Genomic DNA, 17,428 nt, shown 5'->3' with positions numbered 1-17,428 from the left:
CGCCGGCCCCTTTCACCCTTCTGCGGTGCAGGGGCCTTCAGGGAGGCGGGAGTTGGGTCAGGCTCTCCAGGCTGCGATCCAGCTCGCCGACCTCCCGCTCCCACAAGGCCGGAGGGATAGGCCCGGTGGCGAGCAATTCACACAGCACACTGCGCAATTCTTCGGCCTGCGAGGGTTCCCGTCCCAGGTTCTCATTCAGGCGTTCGACCTGAATGGCCAGCCTCAGGGGTTCGTCCCGCTGGGCGACCCGCCCTCCGGCGAGCAGCGCCAGATGAATACGGATGCGCGCCAGGCGCTCCTCGACGTCGGATTGGTCCGGCGGGAAATGCCGGGCTTCGTTGCGTCGAGCATGGGCGCGTTGCAGATCGCTCGATAGTGCGGGCTCGCCGGTATGCTGGACGTCCTCTGGCGTCTCGCCCTGCAGGCTGGCGGCATCTGCTTGCAGGTGGGCGTCGAGCAGCGGCCGCACCCGGTGCCAGCGGTGGACCTCTTCGGCCAGGGCGAGGCGTGCCAGGCGTTCGCGCCGGGCGCGGATGATGCCCGACCAGCGCTTGCGCATGCCTTCGCTGCGGCGTCCATGGGGCAGAGGTTCCAGCGCCAGGGCCTCGTTGATGGCGTCGTCGAGCCGGGAGGTGTCGTCGCTGGAGCTGGGGTGCCAGGCATCCAGGCGGTCGATCAGGGCCTGCATGGCCTCGAGCTTGGTCTTGTTGCTCTTGTCATGCTGCTGGCGAGCGGCATCCCGGCTGGCGAAGATTTCGTCGCAGATGTGGCGGAAGTCGTGCCACAGGGCTTTCTCTTCTTGGCGGGGGGCTCGGCCGAGGGCGCGCCAGCGTTTCTGCAGCGCCTTGGCGTTTTCCGCCCGTTGGGCGGGAGCTTGCTCGCTGTCGCGCAGTTGGCGTGCTTCATCGATCAGTTGCCGCTTGGCCTCGGCGACCTCGCCGGCGCGCTGTTCGATCAGGGCCTGGAGCGCGTGGCGGATACGCCCGAAACGTCGCCCGATGGCTTCTGCCTGGTCGCGGGGCACCGGCGAATGCTGTCGCCATTGCTTGCGGGCCCGGTCGCGGATTTCGCGCAGGGCATCGGGGTCCGCATGGCTCGAAGGCTGGTCGAGCAGGGTTTCCAGTTGCTCGCACAGGGCTTCCCGCGCTTCCAGGTTGCGCTGTCGCTGTGCCTGTTGTTGCTGGCGCCACGGCCCCAGGCGTTCGTGGATGCGGTCGGAGGCAGCGCGGAATTGCCTCGCCTGTTCGCGATTGGCGGCGGCATCGCCAAGGTCTTTCCACTCCTTGATGAGTCGGCGGTGGCGGCGGTCCAGCTCCGTATCGCTGAGGGTGCGGTCGTCGGCCAGGGCGGCAATGTCCTGGCAGAGCTGATCGCGCTTGGGGCCGGCGACGAAGCCTCGCCAATCGCGAAGTTCGGCGAGCCGGGCGCCCAGGCGCTTGAGCCGGGCGGTATCGATGCGCTTGCCGGGAAGCTCGTCGGCCTGCTGGCGCAGACGCTGGTGGAGACGGCTGGCGCCCTTGAAAGAGCCGCTTTCCAGCAGGCGCTCGAGCCGCTCCAGGTCATCGTGGAAGTGCGTCAGGCGCGCCTCGAGATTGTCGTCAGTCGGCGTTTCCTGACGTTCGAGCCGGTCGTGGGCACGTTGCAGCAGCGGGGAGGGCGGCAGCTCGTCGGGCCAGCCGCAGGCGTCGACCAGAGCAGCGAGGCGTTCGTCATCGCCGTCGGTCAGGGCCTGCAGAATGTCGTCGGCGCGTTCGTCCAGACGTACCCGGGCCTGGACGATACGGTCATAGCTGGCCAGGGCCGCATCATAACGCTGGCGCAGGGCATCGTCGGTGAGATGCTTTTCGGACAGCGCTTGCCAGCGGTTGGCCATCAGTTGCTTCTGCGAGCGCAGGCTGGCGATGTCCTGGTCGGCGAGCCGCTCGCCGTGGCGCAGGGCGTCGAGACTTTCCTCCAGGGCCTCGACCAGGGATTCGCGGGCCTGGTCGGCGTCCTCGCGCTGGCGTTCGGCGGCATCCTGGGCATGCTCGTGTGCTTCGTGGTCGCTGATGACCTTGCGGCAACGCAGGCAGGCGTCCTGATAGCGGCGCTCCTGTTCGGCGTCGGGGATGTCTTCCAGTTGTGCCCATTCGCGCATCAGGTGACGGAAGCGTCCGGCGTAGAGCGGTTCCCAGGCGCCGGCGGCGTGTGCCTCGAGTTTTGCCAGCAAGGTCTGGCGACGCTCCCGGGCTGCTGCCAGGGAGGCGGCGTCGGCGCGTAGCTGGTTGAGACGTTCGCGCGCACGGCGCATCACCCGGCGATCCCGGCGTGCCTCGTTGACCAGCCGGGCCAGCCCGGCCTCGCTGGTGACTCGCTCGGCGGCGGCATGACGAACCGCGGCGATGCCGTTCTCGCAGGCCTGTCGGATCAGGGCCTCTTCGCTGTCGAGGCGAGCCAGGGCGGCAAGGCGCAACTGCTGATTGTCGCCTTCCAGGGCGAGACGCTCGAGCATCGTCGGGTCGTCGAGGCTCTCGGTCAGGGCGATGCGTCGGCCCAGGTCCTGATGTCCGGCCCGCCCGGTGAGCAGCATGAGCAGGCGTTCACGCAACTCTTTGGACTCTCCGTGTTCGGCGCGCAGGGCCATTAGCCGTTCCGGATCATCGACCCTTTCCAGGGCGGCGCGACGCACGCCGCCATCGGCGTCGACGGCGAGTTGTTCCAGCGCCTGGCGCTGATCGTCGCGCTCGGGATCGAGCCGGAGGCTGGCCTGGCGGCGGATGTCGGGATCCGGGTGTCGCCAGCGGGGGGCAAAAAGTCGGCGTATCAGTCCTGGCATGATGGTTCCGATGAGGTCGCGGCAGGGGCGCGAATCAGGTGAACGGCGTTCGGGGCGCGATAGCGGCCCATCGAGTATCTAAGCACGCGTCGACGCGGCAGAAAAGGGCATCGGGCATGGGTGTTGCTGTTCTGAGACACTGACAAGCAGGGGGTGCTGGGCTTATGATCAGTTGCAGGGTCCGGGGCTCTCGCTTAGCTTGGGGGCTGTATCCCGACCATCACCCGACGTGGAGTTCGGCAATGAGTCTCAAAGTGGAAAGAGACGGCATGGCATTCACCTTTAAGGGCGGCATGTTGCCGATGACGGTCATGGAACTGGCCAGTGCCGATCCCGAGCACATCCGTGAGCAACTCGCCGGCAAGCTCAGTCAGTCTCCGGCCTTCTTTCATCATACCCCGGTGGTGCTCAACGTCGAGCGCCTCGATGAACCGCATCTGGCGCTCGAGCGGATCTGTGCGGTATGCCGCGCCCACAAGCTGCTGCCGGTGGCCGTGCGCGGCGGTCCCGATCCGGTCAAGCAATCGGCCTGGGCGCTGGGCCTCGGCTGGTTCCCGCCGCAGGAGGCCGACCGACCGCGCCCCCTGGAGAGCGTGCCGGTGAGCGAGGCACCCGAGCCCGGTGCGGAGGAAGCAACGCCGCCCGTGGTCGATGAAATGGCGGGCGGCCGCATCTTCCGGGGCACCGTGCGTTCAGGCCAGCAGATTACCTCTCCCGAGGGCGATCTTGTCGTGGTGGGTGCGGTCAATGCCGGCGCCGAGGTGCTGGCCGGCGGCAGCGTGCATGTCTATGGGCCGTTGCGTGGTCGTGCCCTGGCCGGTATCCATGGCAATACCCAGGCGGGCATTTTCTGTCGCGAGCTGCGTGCCGAGCTGTTGTCCGTGGCCGGCAACTACAAGCGCCTCGAGGATATCGACCCGCGCCTGCTGGGCACCGCCATACAGGTGCGGCTGAGCGAGGCGCAACTGAGTATCACGCCGTTGGACTGACGGCCACACAACGACGATTCGGCGGCGCGTGCCGTCGCCCTTTCTCCCAACATGACAACAGGATGTGACACTTGGCAAAGATCATCGTTGTGACCTCCGGCAAGGGTGGGGTCGGCAAGACAACCAGTGCAGCCGCCGTCGCCACGGGCCTGGCCCTGCGCGGGCAGAAGACCGTGGTGATCGACTTCGACGTGGGGCTGCGTAATCTCGACCTGGTCATGGGCTGCGAACGCCGCGTGGTCTACGACCTGGTCAATGTCATTCAGGGCGAGGCGGGGCTGAATCAGGCACTGATCCGCGACAAGCGGATCGATAACCTGCATATCATGCCGGCCTCCCAGACCCGGGACAAGGACGCCCTGACCCTGGAGGGCGTGGAGCAGGTGCTCGAGACCCTGAACAAGGATTTCGACTATATCATCTGCGATTCGCCCGCCGGCATCGAACGCGGGGCGCAGCTGGCCATGTATTTCGCCGACGAGGCAATCGTGGTGACCAATCCCGAGGTGTCCTCGGTGCGCGACTCCGACCGCATTCTCGGCTTGCTGTCCTCCAAGACCCGGCGTGCCGAGCGCGGTGAGGACCCGATCAAGGAACACCTGCTGATCACCCGCTATAATCCGAATCGTGTGGACCGGGGGGACATGCTCAATCTCGAGGACATTCGCGAGATCCTGGCCATCAACCTGGTGGGACTGATTCCAGAGTCCGAAGCGGTACTGCGTGCCTCCAACCAGGGCGTTCCGGTCACCCACGACGACTCCAGCGATGCCGGTCAGGCCTATGCCGACACCGTTTCGCGACTGTTGGGTGAAGACGTGCCCCTGCGTTTCCACGAGTACCAGAAGAAGAGCCTGTTGAGCCGCATGTTCGGAGGAGGCCGCCGGTGAAGCTACTCGATTTCCTGAAGCGCGAGCGCAAGCAGTCTGCCTCCGTCGCCAAGGAGCGGCTGCAGATCATCGTTGCCCATCAGCGAAGCCAGCGCGGGCAACCGGATTACATGCCGATGCTCGAGAAGGAACTGCTGGAAGTGATCCGCCGTTATGTCCAGGTCGAGGATGATGCCATCAATATCAGCCTGGACAGCGAGGACAACTGTTCCGTGCTGGAGCTGAACGTTACCCTTCCCCGGGCGTGAGATTGGCGGCTGAGCCGTCGGCGGGGCTGTGCTAGGCTGGGGGCTTCATGTCCCAGCCTGCTCGGAGTGCACCGCCCATGGCGCAGAAGAAAGCCGCCCCGCTGACCTTCCTGTGGCACGATTACGAGACGTTCGGGGCCGACCCGCGTCGTGATCGGCCGTCACAGTTCGCCGCCATTCGCACCGACGCCGATTTCAACGAGATCGGCGAGCCCATCGAGCTGTTCTGCAAGCCCGCCGACGATTACCTGCCGCATCCCCAGGCCTGCCTGATCACCGGCATCACGCCGCAGCAGGCCAAGCGGCGCGGCCTTCCCGAGGCGGAATTCGCCGGCCGTGTCCAGGCCGCGATGAGCGAGCCGGGCACCTGTGCGCTGGGCTACAACAACCTGCGCTTCGATGACGAAGTGGGGCGCCATCTCTTCTACCGCAACCTGATCGATCCCTATGCCCGGGAGTGGCAGAACGGCAACTCCCGTTGGGATCTGATCGACGTGGTGCGCGCCTTTCACGCCCTGCGCCCGGATGGCATCACCTGGCCGACCCGCGATGACGGTACGCCGAGCTTCAAGCTCGAGGACCTGACCGCCGCCAACGGCATCGAGCATGCGGGCGCGCACGACGCCCTGGCCGATGTGCGGGCGACTATCGAGCTGGCGCGGCTGCTGCGACGCAGCAACGCCAACCTGTTCGATTATCTGCTGGGCATGCGCGGCAAGCGCGCCGTGGGCCGGGCCATCGATGTCGCGTCGCGCAAGCCGGTCCTGCACATTTCGCGCCGATACCCGGCGAGCCGGGGGTGCAGCGCCCTGGTGATGCCGCTGGCGGAGCATCCGACCAACCCCAACGGCGTCATCGTCTACGACCTCGCGGTGGACCCGGAACCGCTGTTGTCACTGGATGCGCAGCAGATCCGCGATCGGGTCTTCGTCAGCAACGATGACCTGGCCGAGGGCGAGTCGCGCATTCCGCTCAAGGTCATCCATATCAACAAGTGTCCGGTGATCATGCCGGCCAATGCGCTCAAGGATGCCAGTGGCCCGCATCGCGGAGAGTATGGCGAGATCGTCGAGCGCCTGGGCGTGGACGTGGCGTCCTGTCGTCGTCACTGGAAGGCGCTGGCGGCGAGCCCGGATGTCTCGGCCCGGGTGGCCGAGGTATTCGCCGGCCCGCCGCCGGAGTCGCCCCATGATCCCGACCTGATGCTCTATTCCGGCGGTTTCTTCTCACCTTCCGACCGACAGCAGATGCAGCGGGTACGCGACAGCGATCCCTGGGATCTGGTGGGGGCCCGCTTCGCCTTCCAGGATCCTAGACTCGAGGAAATGCTGTTCCGTTATCGGGCCCGCAGCTATCCGGACACCCTGACCGGCGAGGAACAGGCGCGCTGGGAGGCCTTCCGCTGGGAGCGCATGAACGATCCGGCGGTTGCCGGCTTCACGCTGACCGAGTTCGCCCGCGAGATCGAGCGGCTCAACCAGGTGTCCCTGGCGGATCGAGAGCGCCAGATCCTCGAGGAACTGGTGATGCATGTGGAAGCGATCATGCCGGCCCAGGCCTTCGACTGACCAGCGGGCGATCGGCGCCTGAGGGATAGTTTCAATACGATATCGCCCGGCTTGTGCCGGGCGATATCGTATTATGGAAACACTGATTTATTGCTGCGCTCGAGATCCAGGCCGCCGGCGGTACTCAACATCCTCATTTACCACCATGTAAACTGCGGTGCTTCCGTTCCGGCGGCGCCCAGCCTTTCATCGCTCGCTACATAAATCAGCGAATCCTTAATCAGCGTTTCCTTGTGGCTCGCTATTTCAGCGTGCCTGTTTCGGCAGTGGTGTCAGGTCCGCCTTTAGAGACAGCACGTTGCTGGCGCTGTCGCCCGGATCATGGACGATGTTGACCGCGGGCCCCTGTGCCAGGTCGCGCCAGGTTTCGCGCAGCGCCTCGGGCGTGACGTCCATTACGCGTTCGGCCAGCCGGCTGCGGTGGTCGAAGCCGGTGTCCTCGAGGGCGAGTGCCTGCCACAGGCGGTTGGTGCGGCCGGACAGGCTGGTGTCGCGCTGCAGCAGGTCATCGCGCACGGCTTGTCTATAGGCAGCCAGGTCGCTGTCTTGCACATCGTCGAGGCGTTTGCCGAAGTCGTCGATGAAGGCGTCGATCCGCGACTGGATGGTCTGGCTGTCGGTGTCCGGGGACTGCACCAGGAAGGTGATGCCGGGGGCATCGAGCAGCGGGCGATAGCCGGCGTTGACCACGTAACCCAGCTGCTGTTCGGTACGCAGTTGCTGGTAGAAGGGTGTCTCGAGCAGCCGGCCCAGCACCGACAGCCTGGCCTGGGTGGCCAGGGCGCGATCCTCGCCTTGCAGGTAGCGCATGACCAGCGATTCGTCCCGCTTGGTATCAGGGGTCAGGGTGGGGAGATCGTTGCTGGCGCGCAAGGTCACCAGTTGCGGGATCGCTTCATGGGACAGCGCCGGGGCCAGCTTGTCGGCGACGTGCCGGGCCAGCCGTTCTGCCTGCTCGGTGCCCAGATCGCCGACGGCCATGGATTCGAGATGCAGATCGGCGAGGAAGGCCTCGCGGAAATCGCGCAATGCCTGGGTGTCCAGGTCCTTGCTGGCCTCGAGCAGCGTTTCGGGAGACCACTGCGGGCTGATCAGGGCCTCGGTCAGGGTGCGGCCGGCCTGGCGATAGAGATCGTCCTGGGGCGCGTTGCGCCAGTTGCGTCGCAGGCTTTCGCGGACGCGCTCGACGCTGTCGGCTTCGATCTTGCCGTGTTGAAGCTGCTCGAGGACGCGTTCGATCAGGCGGTCCTGGCGATCCCGCCAGCCGGAGAACGACAAGGTAATGCCCCGGGCGTGCGCATAGGCCTCGAAGCCATGGCCGGCCAGGCGCGCCGGATAGAGGGCCTCATTGAGGCTGTCCTGCAGCCAGCCGGCGAGCAGGCGCGACAGTGCCGCCTTGCGGGCATCATGGCTGGCCTCGGGGTTCTGAAGGCTGAAGCGCCACTCGACCTTGGGCGTGTCGAAGCTGGCGTCGCGCATGTGCCAGAACTCGAAGCCCGGTTCGTCGAGTCGCTTCTGCGGTATTTCGTCCTGCTGGCCGAGCAGTTCGAGATTCTCGGCGATGTAGGGATTGGGCTCGGGCAGCGACAGGCCGGCCAGGGGCTGGGTGTCGTCGTCACCGAGGGCGACCGGCGACCAGGGGGTGTCGAACCAGGGGGAGGTGCGTTCGCCCTCCACCTCGGGGCCGCTATAGAGCCTCAGCATGTTGTCCGGACGCAGTGCCGACAACCAGGTGTCGATGCGCGAGGTGTCGAAGCCATCCATGCGGTAGGGCGCATAGTTGACGTCCTCGACGGGATAGCGGGAAAGGTTCATCGACAGGCGCATGGCATCGTTCAGTGCGGAACCGTGCTGCTGGAAGCGGAAGGCCTGCTCGGCGAGCTGGGCCTGCTCGTCGTAGCGCCATGCCTCGACACCACCGTTGCGAATGGCGCGGATGGCGGCGAACAGGCTGGCCTGGATGCGTGACTGATGCTCGGCGCCTTCCGGCGTCAGACTGATATCCACCTGGAAGAGGGCGTGCTGGCCATCGCCGCGAGACACGCCGGCGGAGAGGCCGTCGGCCCAGCCGGCCTTGCGCAATACGGCAAGCAGGCTGCCGTCGCCCTCATGACCGAGGAGACTGGCCAGATAGCTGGCCGGCTTGTGGCGATAATCGGTGATCGGGTCGGGAACCGGAAAGTAGAAGCTCAACTGGCGGCTGTCCCGCAGCGATTGGAGCTTGGCGGCAGTGGGCAGGCTCGATTTGTCGACCAGTGGCTCTTCGATGGTCGGGCGCGACAGGCCGCGGTCCGGCACGTCAGTGAAGTTGTCGCGCACCAGCGATTCCAGCTCGTCCAGTGGCTGCGGCGCCACGACGGCGAGGTGCATGACGTTGGCGCCATAGTGGTCGGTGTAGAAGCTCTGGATGCGTTCGCGCAGTCCGGGCTCGCCCTCGGGCCTGTCGGCCAGGGTCTCGAGGCTGCCCACCGAGAAGCCGGTGGTGGGGTTCTCCGGATTGAGCAGTTGATCCAGCACGTCGTTGCGTCGACGTCCCTCGTTGCGCTTGCGGGCGATGTACTCCGAATGTACCACCTTGCGTTCGTTCTCCAGCCGGTTGGCATTGAACAACGGGTTGACGAAGAAGCGGCTGAAGCGATCCAGGGCACCGGACAGGGCGTCTGGTTCGATGGAGAAGAAGTAGTTGGTGTCCTGGGAGGCGGTGAAGGCGTTGTGCTGGCCGCCGTGACGTGTCAGGTAGCTCTGGTAGGCATCGGCCTCCGGGTAGCTTTCGGTGCCCAGGAACAGCATGTGTTCAAGGTAATGGGCCAGCCCGGGCAGGTCGTCGGGGTCCTGGGCACTGCCCACGTCCACGTTCAGCGAGGCGGCAGCCTTGTCGGCCTCGCTGTCACTGACCAGCAGGGCGGTGAGTCCGTTGTCCAGGGTCAGGACGCGGTAGTCGCGGTCGTCGTGGGGGCTGACTCGGGGTGTCATGGCCTGCTCGGCTTCGTGGGTGGCCTGCTGGGCGATGCTGGCACCGGGCAGCAGCATGGCCAGCGTCAGCGACGCGGCCAGGCATGGGCGTGATGGACGGATCATCGTGTCTCCTGTTCGGATGTCCTGCGTAGCATGGGGCCGATGGGATAGGCGCAGGAAGCTTCCTGGTTGCCGGGATCATTCACCCCTCTTGATACAGGAAAAGCGCCCAACAGTTCCTCCGGGGGCGGTGTCAGCCGCTGGCGGGCGTCGGCGGTCGGCGTCTGCGGGTCGAGCCAGCGGACCGCATCGGCGGGCTCGATCACCGCCGGCAGCCTGTCACTCAGCGGGGCGAGCAGGGCAGGGCTGGGAACCGTGATCAGCGCCAGCGAATCGTTGTATTCGGTGAGGGTGGTATGGAAACGGCACCAGATGCCGGCCAGCAGCAGGGGGCCGCGATCGACCCGGGTGACCAGGTAGGGCTGCTTGGCCCGGGGCATGGGCCGCCAGACGTAGATGCCTCCGACCGGTATCAGGCAACGGCGAGCCGCAAAGGCGTCGCGAAACATGGCGCGTGATTCCAGCGACTCCGCCCGTGCGCAGTGGGGCGCATGGTCGAGCACCTTGAGCCAGGGTGGCGTCAGCCCCCAGAAGGCACGGCCCAGCCGTGGTCGCCCAGCCTCCAGACGGATCAGAGGCAGGGGTTGCCGGGGCGCGAGATTGGTGCCCGTGAGCAGTGTTTCGTCCACCACCAGTTCCGGCAGCAGGCGCTCGAGGGCGAGGTGGGGGATGTAGAGTCGGCCGGCCATGAGACCTCCGGGATGCGGTGCGACAGGGTAACCAAGACGCCGAAGCGAGAAAAGCCGCTGTGGTCATCGGGCTTGCGTTGCTCCGCAGGGACGATATGCTATTGGAAACAGTGTTCGCTTCCAGGCGTGCCCGATTCCGCATGGCTGGAGCGAACTGCTGCCCTGTCCATACCCCGCGAGGAAGCCGATGGCCCGACCCAGACAGCATGCCCCCGAGACGCTTCATGCGCAGGTCATGGAAGCTTGCGACGCTTGGTTGCAGGAGCGCCCGGTACACACGCTGTCGTTGCGCTCCCTGGCCCGTGAGATCGGCTGCGCGCCGAGCACGCTGCTCAAGCTCTACGGCAGCTTCAACAACCTCCTGCAGCACGTCAATATCGAGTCGCTGGGCCGCTTGCGCGTCGCCATCGACCCCTTGCTCAGCGATGGCACGCCGGAGCAGCGCCTCAAGGCGCTGGCACTGGCCTATTGGGAATTCGCTCGCCGGGATCCGTATCGTTGGCAACTGCTGTTCGATTATCCCCTGGCCCAGGAGGGGGAGCTGGATCGTCGCCAGAGTGACATGATCGAGGCCCTGTTCCTGCGTGTTGAGAACACCCTGAAGGAGCACCAGCCGGCGCTGGACGACATGCAGGCACGTCGCCTGGGACGCACGCTGTGGGGCAGTGTGCATGGCCTGGTGCAGCTCGGGCTCAACGAGCGCCTCGGCTATTGGCAGAGCGAGCCGCTGGAGGTCGAAGAGCTCCTCGATCAGCTGTCGACCACCATGCTGGCCGGCTTGAAGTCGCCTCCCGAATCGTCGTGACCGCCCTGATGACATGGGGCGTGCCGCTACTGGCTCTGGCGGCACTGCTCTGGTGGATCGCCCGCTCGCCACGCACCTTGATCCGGCGGATGGTGTTCATGACGGTGCACCTGATGTATCGCATGCGCTTTCAGGGACGTCGTCATATTCCGGCCCATGGGCCCGCCCTGGTCGTCTGCAACCATGTCGGTTTCGTGGATGCCCTGGTGATCGGCGGAGCCAGTCCGCGTCCGCTGCGTTTCATGATGGATCGCCCCATCTACGAATCGCGCTGGCTGAATTGGCTGTTCCGACTGGTGGGTGCGATCCCCGTCGATTCCGATCGCCGCGATCCGGGCGGTTTACGACGTGCGCTCGAGCAGGTCAGCGAGGCCCTGCGTGATGGCGAGGTGGTGATGCTGTTTCCCGAAGGACGCCTGACTCCCGACGGCGAGGTTCAGCCCTTTCGGCGCGGTCTGGAATTGATCCTGGCCAGGGATGCGGTGCCCGTGGTGCCGGCCGGCCTGGCCGGCCTGTGGGGCTCCTGGACGTCGCATTGCAACGGTCCGGCATTGAGCAAGTTCCCGCGCCGCTTCAGGGCGCGGGTCGCGCTGTATTTCGGGGAGCCAGTACCTCCCGAACAGGCCGAGCGCGACCGTATCGAGGCCCGGGTGCGAGCCCTCAAGGCAGAGGCGGACGCCTGGGTGGAAAGCGGGCGACGCGCCTAGGAGGAGGTCGTCGTGCGACGCACGGCCTGCCAGCAACGTGCCGCGGTGATCAGGTTGTCGCGGACCTCGAGGATCTCCATGCGAACCGGCCGGATCTCCAGGCAGACGGGGCCATCGGGGAAGGACTCCAGGTGTTCCAGGATCAGGCCGTTGAGGGTCTTGGGGCCGTCGGTGGGTAGCTGCCAGCCCAACGACTTATTGATATCCCGGATGTTGGCGGTGCCGTCGATGACATGGCTGCCGTCTTCCTGGGGATGAATGTCCTGATTCTGGCTGGCCACGTCGGTGGTGAACTCGCCGACGATCTCCTCGAGGATGTCCTCCAGGGTCACCAGTCCTTCCACGTCGCCATATTCATCGACCACGATGCCGATGCGCCGCTTCTGCTTCTGGAAGTTGAGTAGCTGGGTGTGCAGCGGCGTCGATTCCGGAATGAAATAGGGTTCCCGGGCTTCCTGCACGATGGCCGCCTTGGTCACCTCGCTGCGCGACAGGAAGCGGGCCGCATTGCGCAGGTGCAGCATGCCGATGATGTTGTTGATGTCGCCCTTGAAGATCGGCATCCGGGTATGCTGGCTGGTGCGTATCTGGGTGAGGATGTCGTCCAGATCGTCATCGAGGTCGATACCCGAGACCTCGTGGCGGGGCACCATGATGTCGTTGACCGTGACGTTCTCGAGATCGAGGATCGAGACCAGCATGGCCTGGTGACGGCTCGGAACCAGCGGCCCTGCTTCGTGGACCACGGTGCGCAGCTCGTCCCGGGTCAGGTTGTCGCCATCCCCCTCGATGCTTTTCACGCCGAGCAGGCGCAGCAGGCCGTTGGAAATGGCATTGACCAGCCAGACCAGCGGATAGAGCAGCTTGAGCATCGGCTCCAGGACCAGCGAGGCCGGATAAGCGATGCGCTCGGGTTTTACCGCGGCGTAGGTCTTGGGCGTGACCTCGGAGAAGATGAGGATCGCGATGGTCAACAGGGTAGTGGCAACCGCCGGCCCGGTGACATCGCCGAAGAAATGGATGGCGATGATGGTGGCGATGGAGGCCGCCAGGTTGTTGACGAAGTTGTTGCCGATCAGGATGACGCCGATCAGTCGGTCGGGGCGACTGAGCAGGCGCGTCACGCGCTGGGCACGACTCTCTCCGCTGTTGGCCCGATGGCTCAGGCGGTAACGGTTGAGCGACATCATGCCGGTCTCGGAGCTGGAGAAGAAAGCGGAAAGGCAGATGAGCAGCAGCAGTAGGCCGAACAGCAATCCCAAAGGGAAATCGTCGTTCAAGTCTAAGGATCCTCAATCGCGGGTCAGGCTGGAGTTGTAGGGACTGGGCCGGATACTGTCAAGGCGGCTCAGCCCCGGTTCAGCAAGACCTCGAGAACGAATTTGCTGCCAAAGTAGGCCAGCAGCAGCACCAGATAGCCGACCAGGGTCCAGCGCACGGCTCGCATGCCGCGCCACCCCAGCCAGTGATGGCAGACCAGCAGGGTGGCGAAGATCACCCAGGCGAGCAGTGAAAGCACCGTCTTGTGCACCAGGTGCTGGGCGAACATGTCATCGACGAACACGAAGCCACTGGCGATCGCCAGGCTCAGCAGGGCCATGCCGGCCCAGATCAGCTCGAACAGGATGCGTTCCATGCTGGTCAGGGGAGGCAGCGACTGCACAACGCCGCGGATGTGATGATGGCGCAGCGCCTGGTTCTGCACCCCGAGCAGAATCGCCTGAAAGGCGGCAATGGCCAGGAAAGCGAAGGCCAGCGCCGAGCTCAGGGCATGCAGGGCGATGCCCGGGGTCATGCCGGGATGGCGCTCCGGGCTCGGCAGCCCGACGGCCAGCAGCAGGGTGAGGCCGGCCAGCGGAAACAGGCCGGTGGCCACGTTGAGTACCGGCTTGAACAGGCTGATCACCAGCAGTGTCAGAACGGCCAAGCCACTGGCCAGCACCGCGCTGGTGGACAGACCGGGCAGCAGAGAGGCGCCCTGATCGAGCAGGCCGATGGCCAGCGGCAGATGGCAGAGCAGGCCAAGCAGGCCGAAGCTGCGCACCAGTGCAGTGCGTGGCGGCACGCGACGGGCCAGGGTCAAGCCCTGCCAGGAGGCGGCCGCGACGTAGAGGATGAAGGCCATGACGGCAAGAGGGAGCGCGTGCATCGATGCTATCCGTGCGCTTTCGCCAGCGCCTGGTGACATGAAATGGAACGCTCACTATACCGAATCGTCGCGATGCCTGACAGCCGCGTACGAAAGATGACGGCGCTCACGCATGGAGACTCGTGGCTACAAGGCGTATAATTTTTGGCCATTGCGGGGAAGCCGTGGCTTCCCAGGCCATCGTTTGCGGAGAGGCCCATGTTCCAGAATCTCAGTGATCGTCTGTCCCAGACGCTCAAGTCCATCAAGGGTCAGGCTCGCCTGACCGAAGACAACGTCAAGGATACCCTGCGCGAGGTGCGCCGGGCTCTGCTCGAGGCCGATGTCGCGCTGCCGGTGGTCAAGGCGTTCATCGACCGCGTGCGCGAGCGTGCCGTGGGCCAGGAGGTGTCCAAGAGCCTCTCGCCGGGCCAGCAGTTCGTCAAGATCGTTCAGCAGGAGCTCGAGGCGATCATGGGCGAGGCCAACGAAGGCCTGGCCCTCAAGGGTTCGCCCGCCGTGGTGTTGATGGCCGGCCTGCAGGGTGCGGGCAAGACCACCTCGGTGGCCAAGCTGGCGCGTTACCTGCGCGAGCGCGAGAAGAAGAAGGTGCTGGTGGTCTCGGCGGACGTCTATCGCCCGGCGGCCATCGACCAGCTCGAGACGCTCGCCAAGGAGGTGGAAGTCGATTTCTTCCCCTCGAGCAGCGATCAGCAGCCGGTGGACATCGCCGAGGCGGCGATCAAGCATGCCAAGATTCAGTTTCACGATGTGGTGCTGGTCGACACCGCCGGCCGCCTGGCCATCGACGAGGCGATGATGGCGGAAATCCAGGCGCTCAACAGCGCCGTCTCGCCGGACGAGACGCTGTTCGTGGTCGATGCCATGACCGGCCAGGATGCCGCCAATACCGCCAAGGCGTTCCACGAGGCGCTGCCGCTGACCGGTGTGATCCTCACCAAGGCTGATGGTGACGCCCGTGGCGGTGCGGCCCTGTCGGTCCGCCACATCACCGGCAAGCCGATCAAGTTCATGGGCGTGGGCGAGAAGGTCGATGCCCTGGAGCCCTTCCACCCCGATCGGGTCGCCTCGCGCATTCTCGGTATGGGCGATGTGCTGTCGCTGATCGAGGAAGCCGAGCGGACCGTCGACCAGGGCAAGGCCGAAAAGCTGGCCAAGAAGGTCAAGAAGGGTGACGGCTTCGATCTCGAGGATTTCCGTGACCAGTTGCAGCAGCTCAAGAAGATGGGCGGCATGGGCGGTCTGCTCGGCAAGCTGCCGGGCATGGGGCAGATGGCCGAGATGGCCCAGGGGCCGGGTCCCGAGAAGGAATTCGGCAAGCTCGAGGCGCTGATCAACTCCATGACGCCGAAAGAGCGTCGCCGCCCGGAGATCATCAATGGTTCGCGCAAGCGTCGCATCGCTGCCGGTGCCGGTCTGCAGGTGCCCGACCTGAATCGACTGCTGAAGCAGCACAAGCAGATGCAGAAGATGATGAAGAAGGCCGGCAAGAAAGGCGGCATGCAGAAGATGATGCGCGGCATGCCCGGCATGATGGGCGGTGGTCAGGGAGGCCCCGGCGGGCCCGGTGGCCCGGGCGGCATGGGTGGTCCCGGTGGCATGCCCTGGCGCTGAACGCGGCCGGGGTAGTGCAAAAAGGTTTCCAAGCCGGGGAGATTTCCGTAAAATGCTGCGTCTTCACTGGCAGGTCCGCGTCGAATCGCGGGCATCGTCGTGACCGAACGACTCGGCGACGGGTGTGAAACCGCCGCCGAACCGATTGTCGAAGGGCGAGCCTTCGATCGACAACCTCCGTAAATCAACCGAAGGACAGTCAACGCATGGTTACCATTCGTCTGGCACGGGGTGGCGCCAAGAAGCGTCCCTTCTACCATCTGACCGTGACCGATTCGCGCAAGTCTCGCGATGGTCGTTTCATCGAGCGCCTGGGCTTCTTCAACCCGGTGGCGCGTGGCCAGGAAGAGCGTCTGCGCATCGACCTGGACCGCATCAGCCATTGGCAGGAAAAGGGCGCGCAGCTTTCCGACCGTGTCGCCGAGCTGGTCAAGGAAGCCCGCAAGCAGGCCTGAATCGCCTGACGCGAGCGCATGGCCGATGCAGGGTCGATGATGAGCATGAATGCCGAGCGCAAGACGCCTCCCGAGCATGTCGTACTGGGCAAGTTGACCAGCCCGTATGGCGTCAAGGGATGGCTGCGGGTGTATTCGTACACCAGCCCCATGGAGGGCATCCTCGACTACGGTGAGTGGGTGCTGCGCCATCGGGGCGTCGAGTCGCGTTATCGACTCGCTCAGGGGCGTCTGCATGGCAAGGGACTGGTCGCCCGGCTCGAAGGCGTCGATGGCCGCGATCAGGCCGAGTCGCTGGCAGGGGCCGAGGTGCTGTTGCCCACGGCCGAATTGCCCGAGCTTCCCGAAGACGACGATTTCTACTGGTATCAGCTCGAGGGGCTCTCCGTCGTGACCACCGAGGGCGTCGCCCTGGGGCGCGTCGAATACCTCTTCGAGACCGGCGCCAACGATGTCATGGTCATCAAGGGGCGCGATGGCGAGAGTATCGATGCTCGCGAGCGCCTGTTGCCCTTCCTCCCCGACGAAGTCGTGAGGGAGGTGGATCTCGAGGCCGGCCGGATGGTCGTCGACTGGGACCCGGCGTTTTGAGTCGCAGCGACGCGGCGATGTGGATCGGCGTCGTTTCCCTGTTTCCCGAGATGTTCGAGGCGCTGACGCGCCAGGGCGTGACGGGACGGGCCGTGGAAAAGGGGCGCATCGACCTGGAATTCTGGAATCCCAGGGACTATGCCACCGATCGGCACCGCACCGTGGACGATCGCCCCTATGGCGGCGGCCCGGGCATGCTGATGAAGGTCGATACGCTGCGTGCGGCCATTCATGATGCGCGTTCGCGAGCGGAGATCGCCACCGGCCAGCGGCCGAAGGTGATCTACCTGTCTCCCCAGGGACGCCGCCTCGATCAGCGTGGCGCCGGGGAGCTGGCGTCGGGCCCGCCCCTGGTGGTGGTGGCCGGACGCTATGAAGGCATCGATGAGCGGGTGGTGGAAGCCGACATCGATGAAGAGTGGTCGATCGGCGACTATGTGCTCAGCGGCGGCGAGCTGCCAGCCATGGTGTTGATCGACGCAGCGGCAAGGCTGGTGCCCGGTGTACTGGGGCATCAGGACTCCGCGCTCGAGGACTCCTTCAACGACGGACTGCTGGATTGCCCGCACTATACCCGTCCCGAGGATGTCGAGGGACGGCGGGTGCCGGAGGTGCTGCTCAGCGGTCACCACGGTGCCATCCGGCGCTGGCGTTTGAAGCAGTCGCTGGGGCGGACCTGGCTGAGGCGCCCCGACCTGCTGGAAGGCAGGACGTTGAACGACGAGCAACGTGAACTGCTCGAGGAGTTCATCGAGGAATACGCCCCGACCGAGCATCGGGGAAATGCTGAATGAAGAGCCGCGCGGACATGAGTTCGCGAGGCATTCAGGCAG

15 protein-coding genes are annotated in these 17,428 nt (G+C 65.4%); 10 read left to right on the top strand and 5 right to left on the bottom strand.

Annotation, left to right across the window (positions count from 1 at the left end; translation table 11 throughout):
- Window positions 1-37: 37 nt before the first annotated feature.
- Complete coding sequence (locus tag HELO_RS15695) at window positions 38-2,815, bottom strand: DUF349 domain-containing protein (RefSeq protein ID WP_013333631.1); 2,778 nt, start codon at window positions 2,813-2,815, stop codon at window positions 38-40.
- A 242-nt stretch (window positions 2,816-3,057) separates the two neighbouring features.
- On the opposite strand from HELO_RS15695, the gene minC reads away from it, so the two are divergent.
- The 4 genes from minC to sbcB all read left to right on the top strand — a co-directional run bounded on the left by minC (window position 3,058) and on the right by sbcB (window position 6,510).
- Entirely contained in the window at window positions 3,058-3,804 is a 747-nt protein-coding gene (minC, locus tag HELO_RS15690; RefSeq protein WP_041602193.1) for a septum site-determining protein MinC, read from the top strand.
- Between the two features lie 71 nt (window positions 3,805-3,875).
- Window positions 3,876-4,694: a septum site-determining protein MinD gene (gene minD / locus HELO_RS15685; protein WP_013333629.1), complete on the top strand. Its 819-nt coding sequence runs from the start codon at window positions 3,876-3,878 to the stop codon at window positions 4,692-4,694.
- Complete coding sequence (minE, locus tag HELO_RS15680) at window positions 4,691-4,942, top strand: cell division topological specificity factor MinE (RefSeq protein WP_013333628.1); 252 nt, start codon at window positions 4,691-4,693, stop codon at window positions 4,940-4,942. Before minD ends, minE begins: the two co-directional genes overlap by 4 nt.
- A 77-nt stretch (window positions 4,943-5,019) precedes the next feature.
- Window positions 5,020-6,510 (top strand): exodeoxyribonuclease I, encoded by a 1,491-nt coding sequence (sbcB, locus tag HELO_RS15675; protein ID WP_041602192.1) that lies wholly within the window; start codon window positions 5,020-5,022, stop codon window positions 6,508-6,510.
- A gap of 246 nt (window positions 6,511-6,756) precedes the next feature.
- Here sbcB and HELO_RS15670 read toward each other — a convergent pair whose 3' ends face one another.
- Both HELO_RS15670 and HELO_RS15665 read right to left on the bottom strand, forming a co-directional pair.
- Window positions 6,757-9,588, bottom strand: a complete 2,832-nt coding sequence (locus HELO_RS15670; protein WP_013333626.1) for an insulinase family protein — start codon at window positions 9,586-9,588, stop codon at window positions 6,757-6,759.
- Window positions 9,585-10,274 (bottom strand): SOS response-associated peptidase, encoded by a 690-nt coding sequence (locus HELO_RS15665; protein ID WP_013333625.1) that lies wholly within the window; start codon window positions 10,272-10,274, stop codon window positions 9,585-9,587. Before HELO_RS15665 ends, HELO_RS15670 begins: the two co-directional genes overlap by 4 nt.
- A 187-nt stretch (window positions 10,275-10,461) precedes the next feature.
- Here HELO_RS15665 and HELO_RS15660 point away from each other — a divergent pair, with 187 nt between their 5' ends.
- Together HELO_RS15660 and HELO_RS15655 are read left to right on the top strand one after the other, a co-directional pair.
- A complete protein-coding gene (locus tag HELO_RS15660; RefSeq protein WP_013333624.1) occupies window positions 10,462-11,079 on the top strand; it encodes a TetR/AcrR family transcriptional regulator in 618 nt (205 codons plus the stop codon).
- 8 nt (window positions 11,080-11,087) lie between these two features.
- Complete coding sequence (locus tag HELO_RS15655; protein WP_049786308.1) at window positions 11,088-11,786, top strand: 1-acyl-sn-glycerol-3-phosphate acyltransferase; 699 nt, start codon at window positions 11,088-11,090, stop codon at window positions 11,784-11,786.
- On the opposite strand, the gene HELO_RS15650 is transcribed toward HELO_RS15655, so the two are convergent.
- Window positions 11,783-13,066, bottom strand: a complete 1,284-nt coding sequence (locus tag HELO_RS15650) for an HlyC/CorC family transporter (RefSeq protein WP_013333622.1) — start codon at window positions 13,064-13,066, stop codon at window positions 11,783-11,785. The genes HELO_RS15655 and HELO_RS15650 overlap by 4 nt on opposite strands.
- 68 nt (window positions 13,067-13,134) lie before the next feature.
- Window positions 13,135-13,935, bottom strand: a complete 801-nt coding sequence (locus HELO_RS15645) for a cytochrome C assembly family protein (protein WP_041602191.1) — start codon at window positions 13,933-13,935, stop codon at window positions 13,135-13,137.
- Between the two features lie 198 nt (window positions 13,936-14,133).
- Here HELO_RS15645 and ffh point away from each other — a divergent pair, with 198 nt between their 5' ends.
- From ffh to trmD, 4 genes are all read left to right on the top strand, one after another.
- Window positions 14,134-15,549, top strand: a complete 1,416-nt coding sequence (ffh, locus tag HELO_RS15640; protein WP_013333620.1) for a signal recognition particle protein — start codon at window positions 14,134-14,136, stop codon at window positions 15,547-15,549.
- Between the two features lie 206 nt (window positions 15,550-15,755).
- Window positions 15,756-16,004 (top strand): 30S ribosomal protein S16, encoded by a 249-nt coding sequence (gene rpsP / locus HELO_RS15635; protein WP_013333619.1) that lies wholly within the window; start codon window positions 15,756-15,758, stop codon window positions 16,002-16,004.
- A gap of 18 nt (window positions 16,005-16,022) precedes the next feature.
- A complete protein-coding gene (rimM, locus tag HELO_RS15630) occupies window positions 16,023-16,595 on the top strand; it encodes a ribosome maturation factor RimM (RefSeq protein WP_225884421.1) in 573 nt (190 codons plus the stop codon).
- A 17-nt stretch (window positions 16,596-16,612) separates the two neighbouring features.
- Entirely contained in the window at window positions 16,613-17,389 is a 777-nt protein-coding gene (trmD, locus tag HELO_RS15625) for a tRNA (guanosine(37)-N1)-methyltransferase TrmD (protein ID WP_013333617.1), read from the top strand.
- Window positions 17,390-17,428: the final 39 nt, after the last annotated feature.

The organism is Halomonas elongata DSM 2581, assembly GCF_000196875.2.
Lineage (GTDB): Bacteria > Pseudomonadota > Gammaproteobacteria > Pseudomonadales > Halomonadaceae > Halomonas > Halomonas elongata.
The sequence above is the reverse complement of the archived record's forward strand: the minus strand, read 5'-3'. Positions and strand labels throughout refer to the sequence as shown.

Bases quoted from the DNA above. Each gene is read 5' to 3' on its own strand.
- HELO_RS15695 (WP_013333631.1), bottom strand. From the start codon at position 2,815: ATGCCAGGACTGATACGCCGACTTTTTGCCCCCCGCTGGCGACACCCG.
- sbcB (WP_041602192.1), top strand. From the start codon at position 5,020: ATGGCGCAGAAGAAAGCCGCCCCGCTGACCTTCCTGTGGCACGATTAC.
- HELO_RS15645 (WP_041602191.1), bottom strand. From the start codon at position 13,935: ATGCACGCGCTCCCTCTTGCCGTCATGGCCTTCATCCTCTACGTCGCG.
- rimM (WP_225884421.1), top strand. From the start codon at position 16,023: ATGGCCGATGCAGGGTCGATGATGAGCATGAATGCCGAGCGCAAGACG.
- trmD (WP_013333617.1), top strand. From the start codon at position 16,613: ATGTGGATCGGCGTCGTTTCCCTGTTTCCCGAGATGTTCGAGGCGCTG.
- HELO_RS15665 (WP_013333625.1), bottom strand. From the start codon at position 10,274: ATGGCCGGCCGACTCTACATCCCCCACCTCGCCCTCGAGCGCCTGCTG.
- HELO_RS15655 (WP_049786308.1), top strand. From the start codon at position 11,088: ATGACATGGGGCGTGCCGCTACTGGCTCTGGCGGCACTGCTCTGGTGG.
- ffh (WP_013333620.1), top strand. From the start codon at position 14,134: ATGTTCCAGAATCTCAGTGATCGTCTGTCCCAGACGCTCAAGTCCATC.
- rpsP (WP_013333619.1), top strand. From the start codon at position 15,756: ATGGTTACCATTCGTCTGGCACGGGGTGGCGCCAAGAAGCGTCCCTTC.
- HELO_RS15660 (WP_013333624.1), top strand. From the start codon at position 10,462: ATGGCCCGACCCAGACAGCATGCCCCCGAGACGCTTCATGCGCAGGTC.
- HELO_RS15670 (WP_013333626.1), bottom strand. From the start codon at position 9,588: ATGATCCGTCCATCACGCCCATGCCTGGCCGCGTCGCTGACGCTGGCC.
- minC (WP_041602193.1), top strand. From the start codon at position 3,058: ATGAGTCTCAAAGTGGAAAGAGACGGCATGGCATTCACCTTTAAGGGC.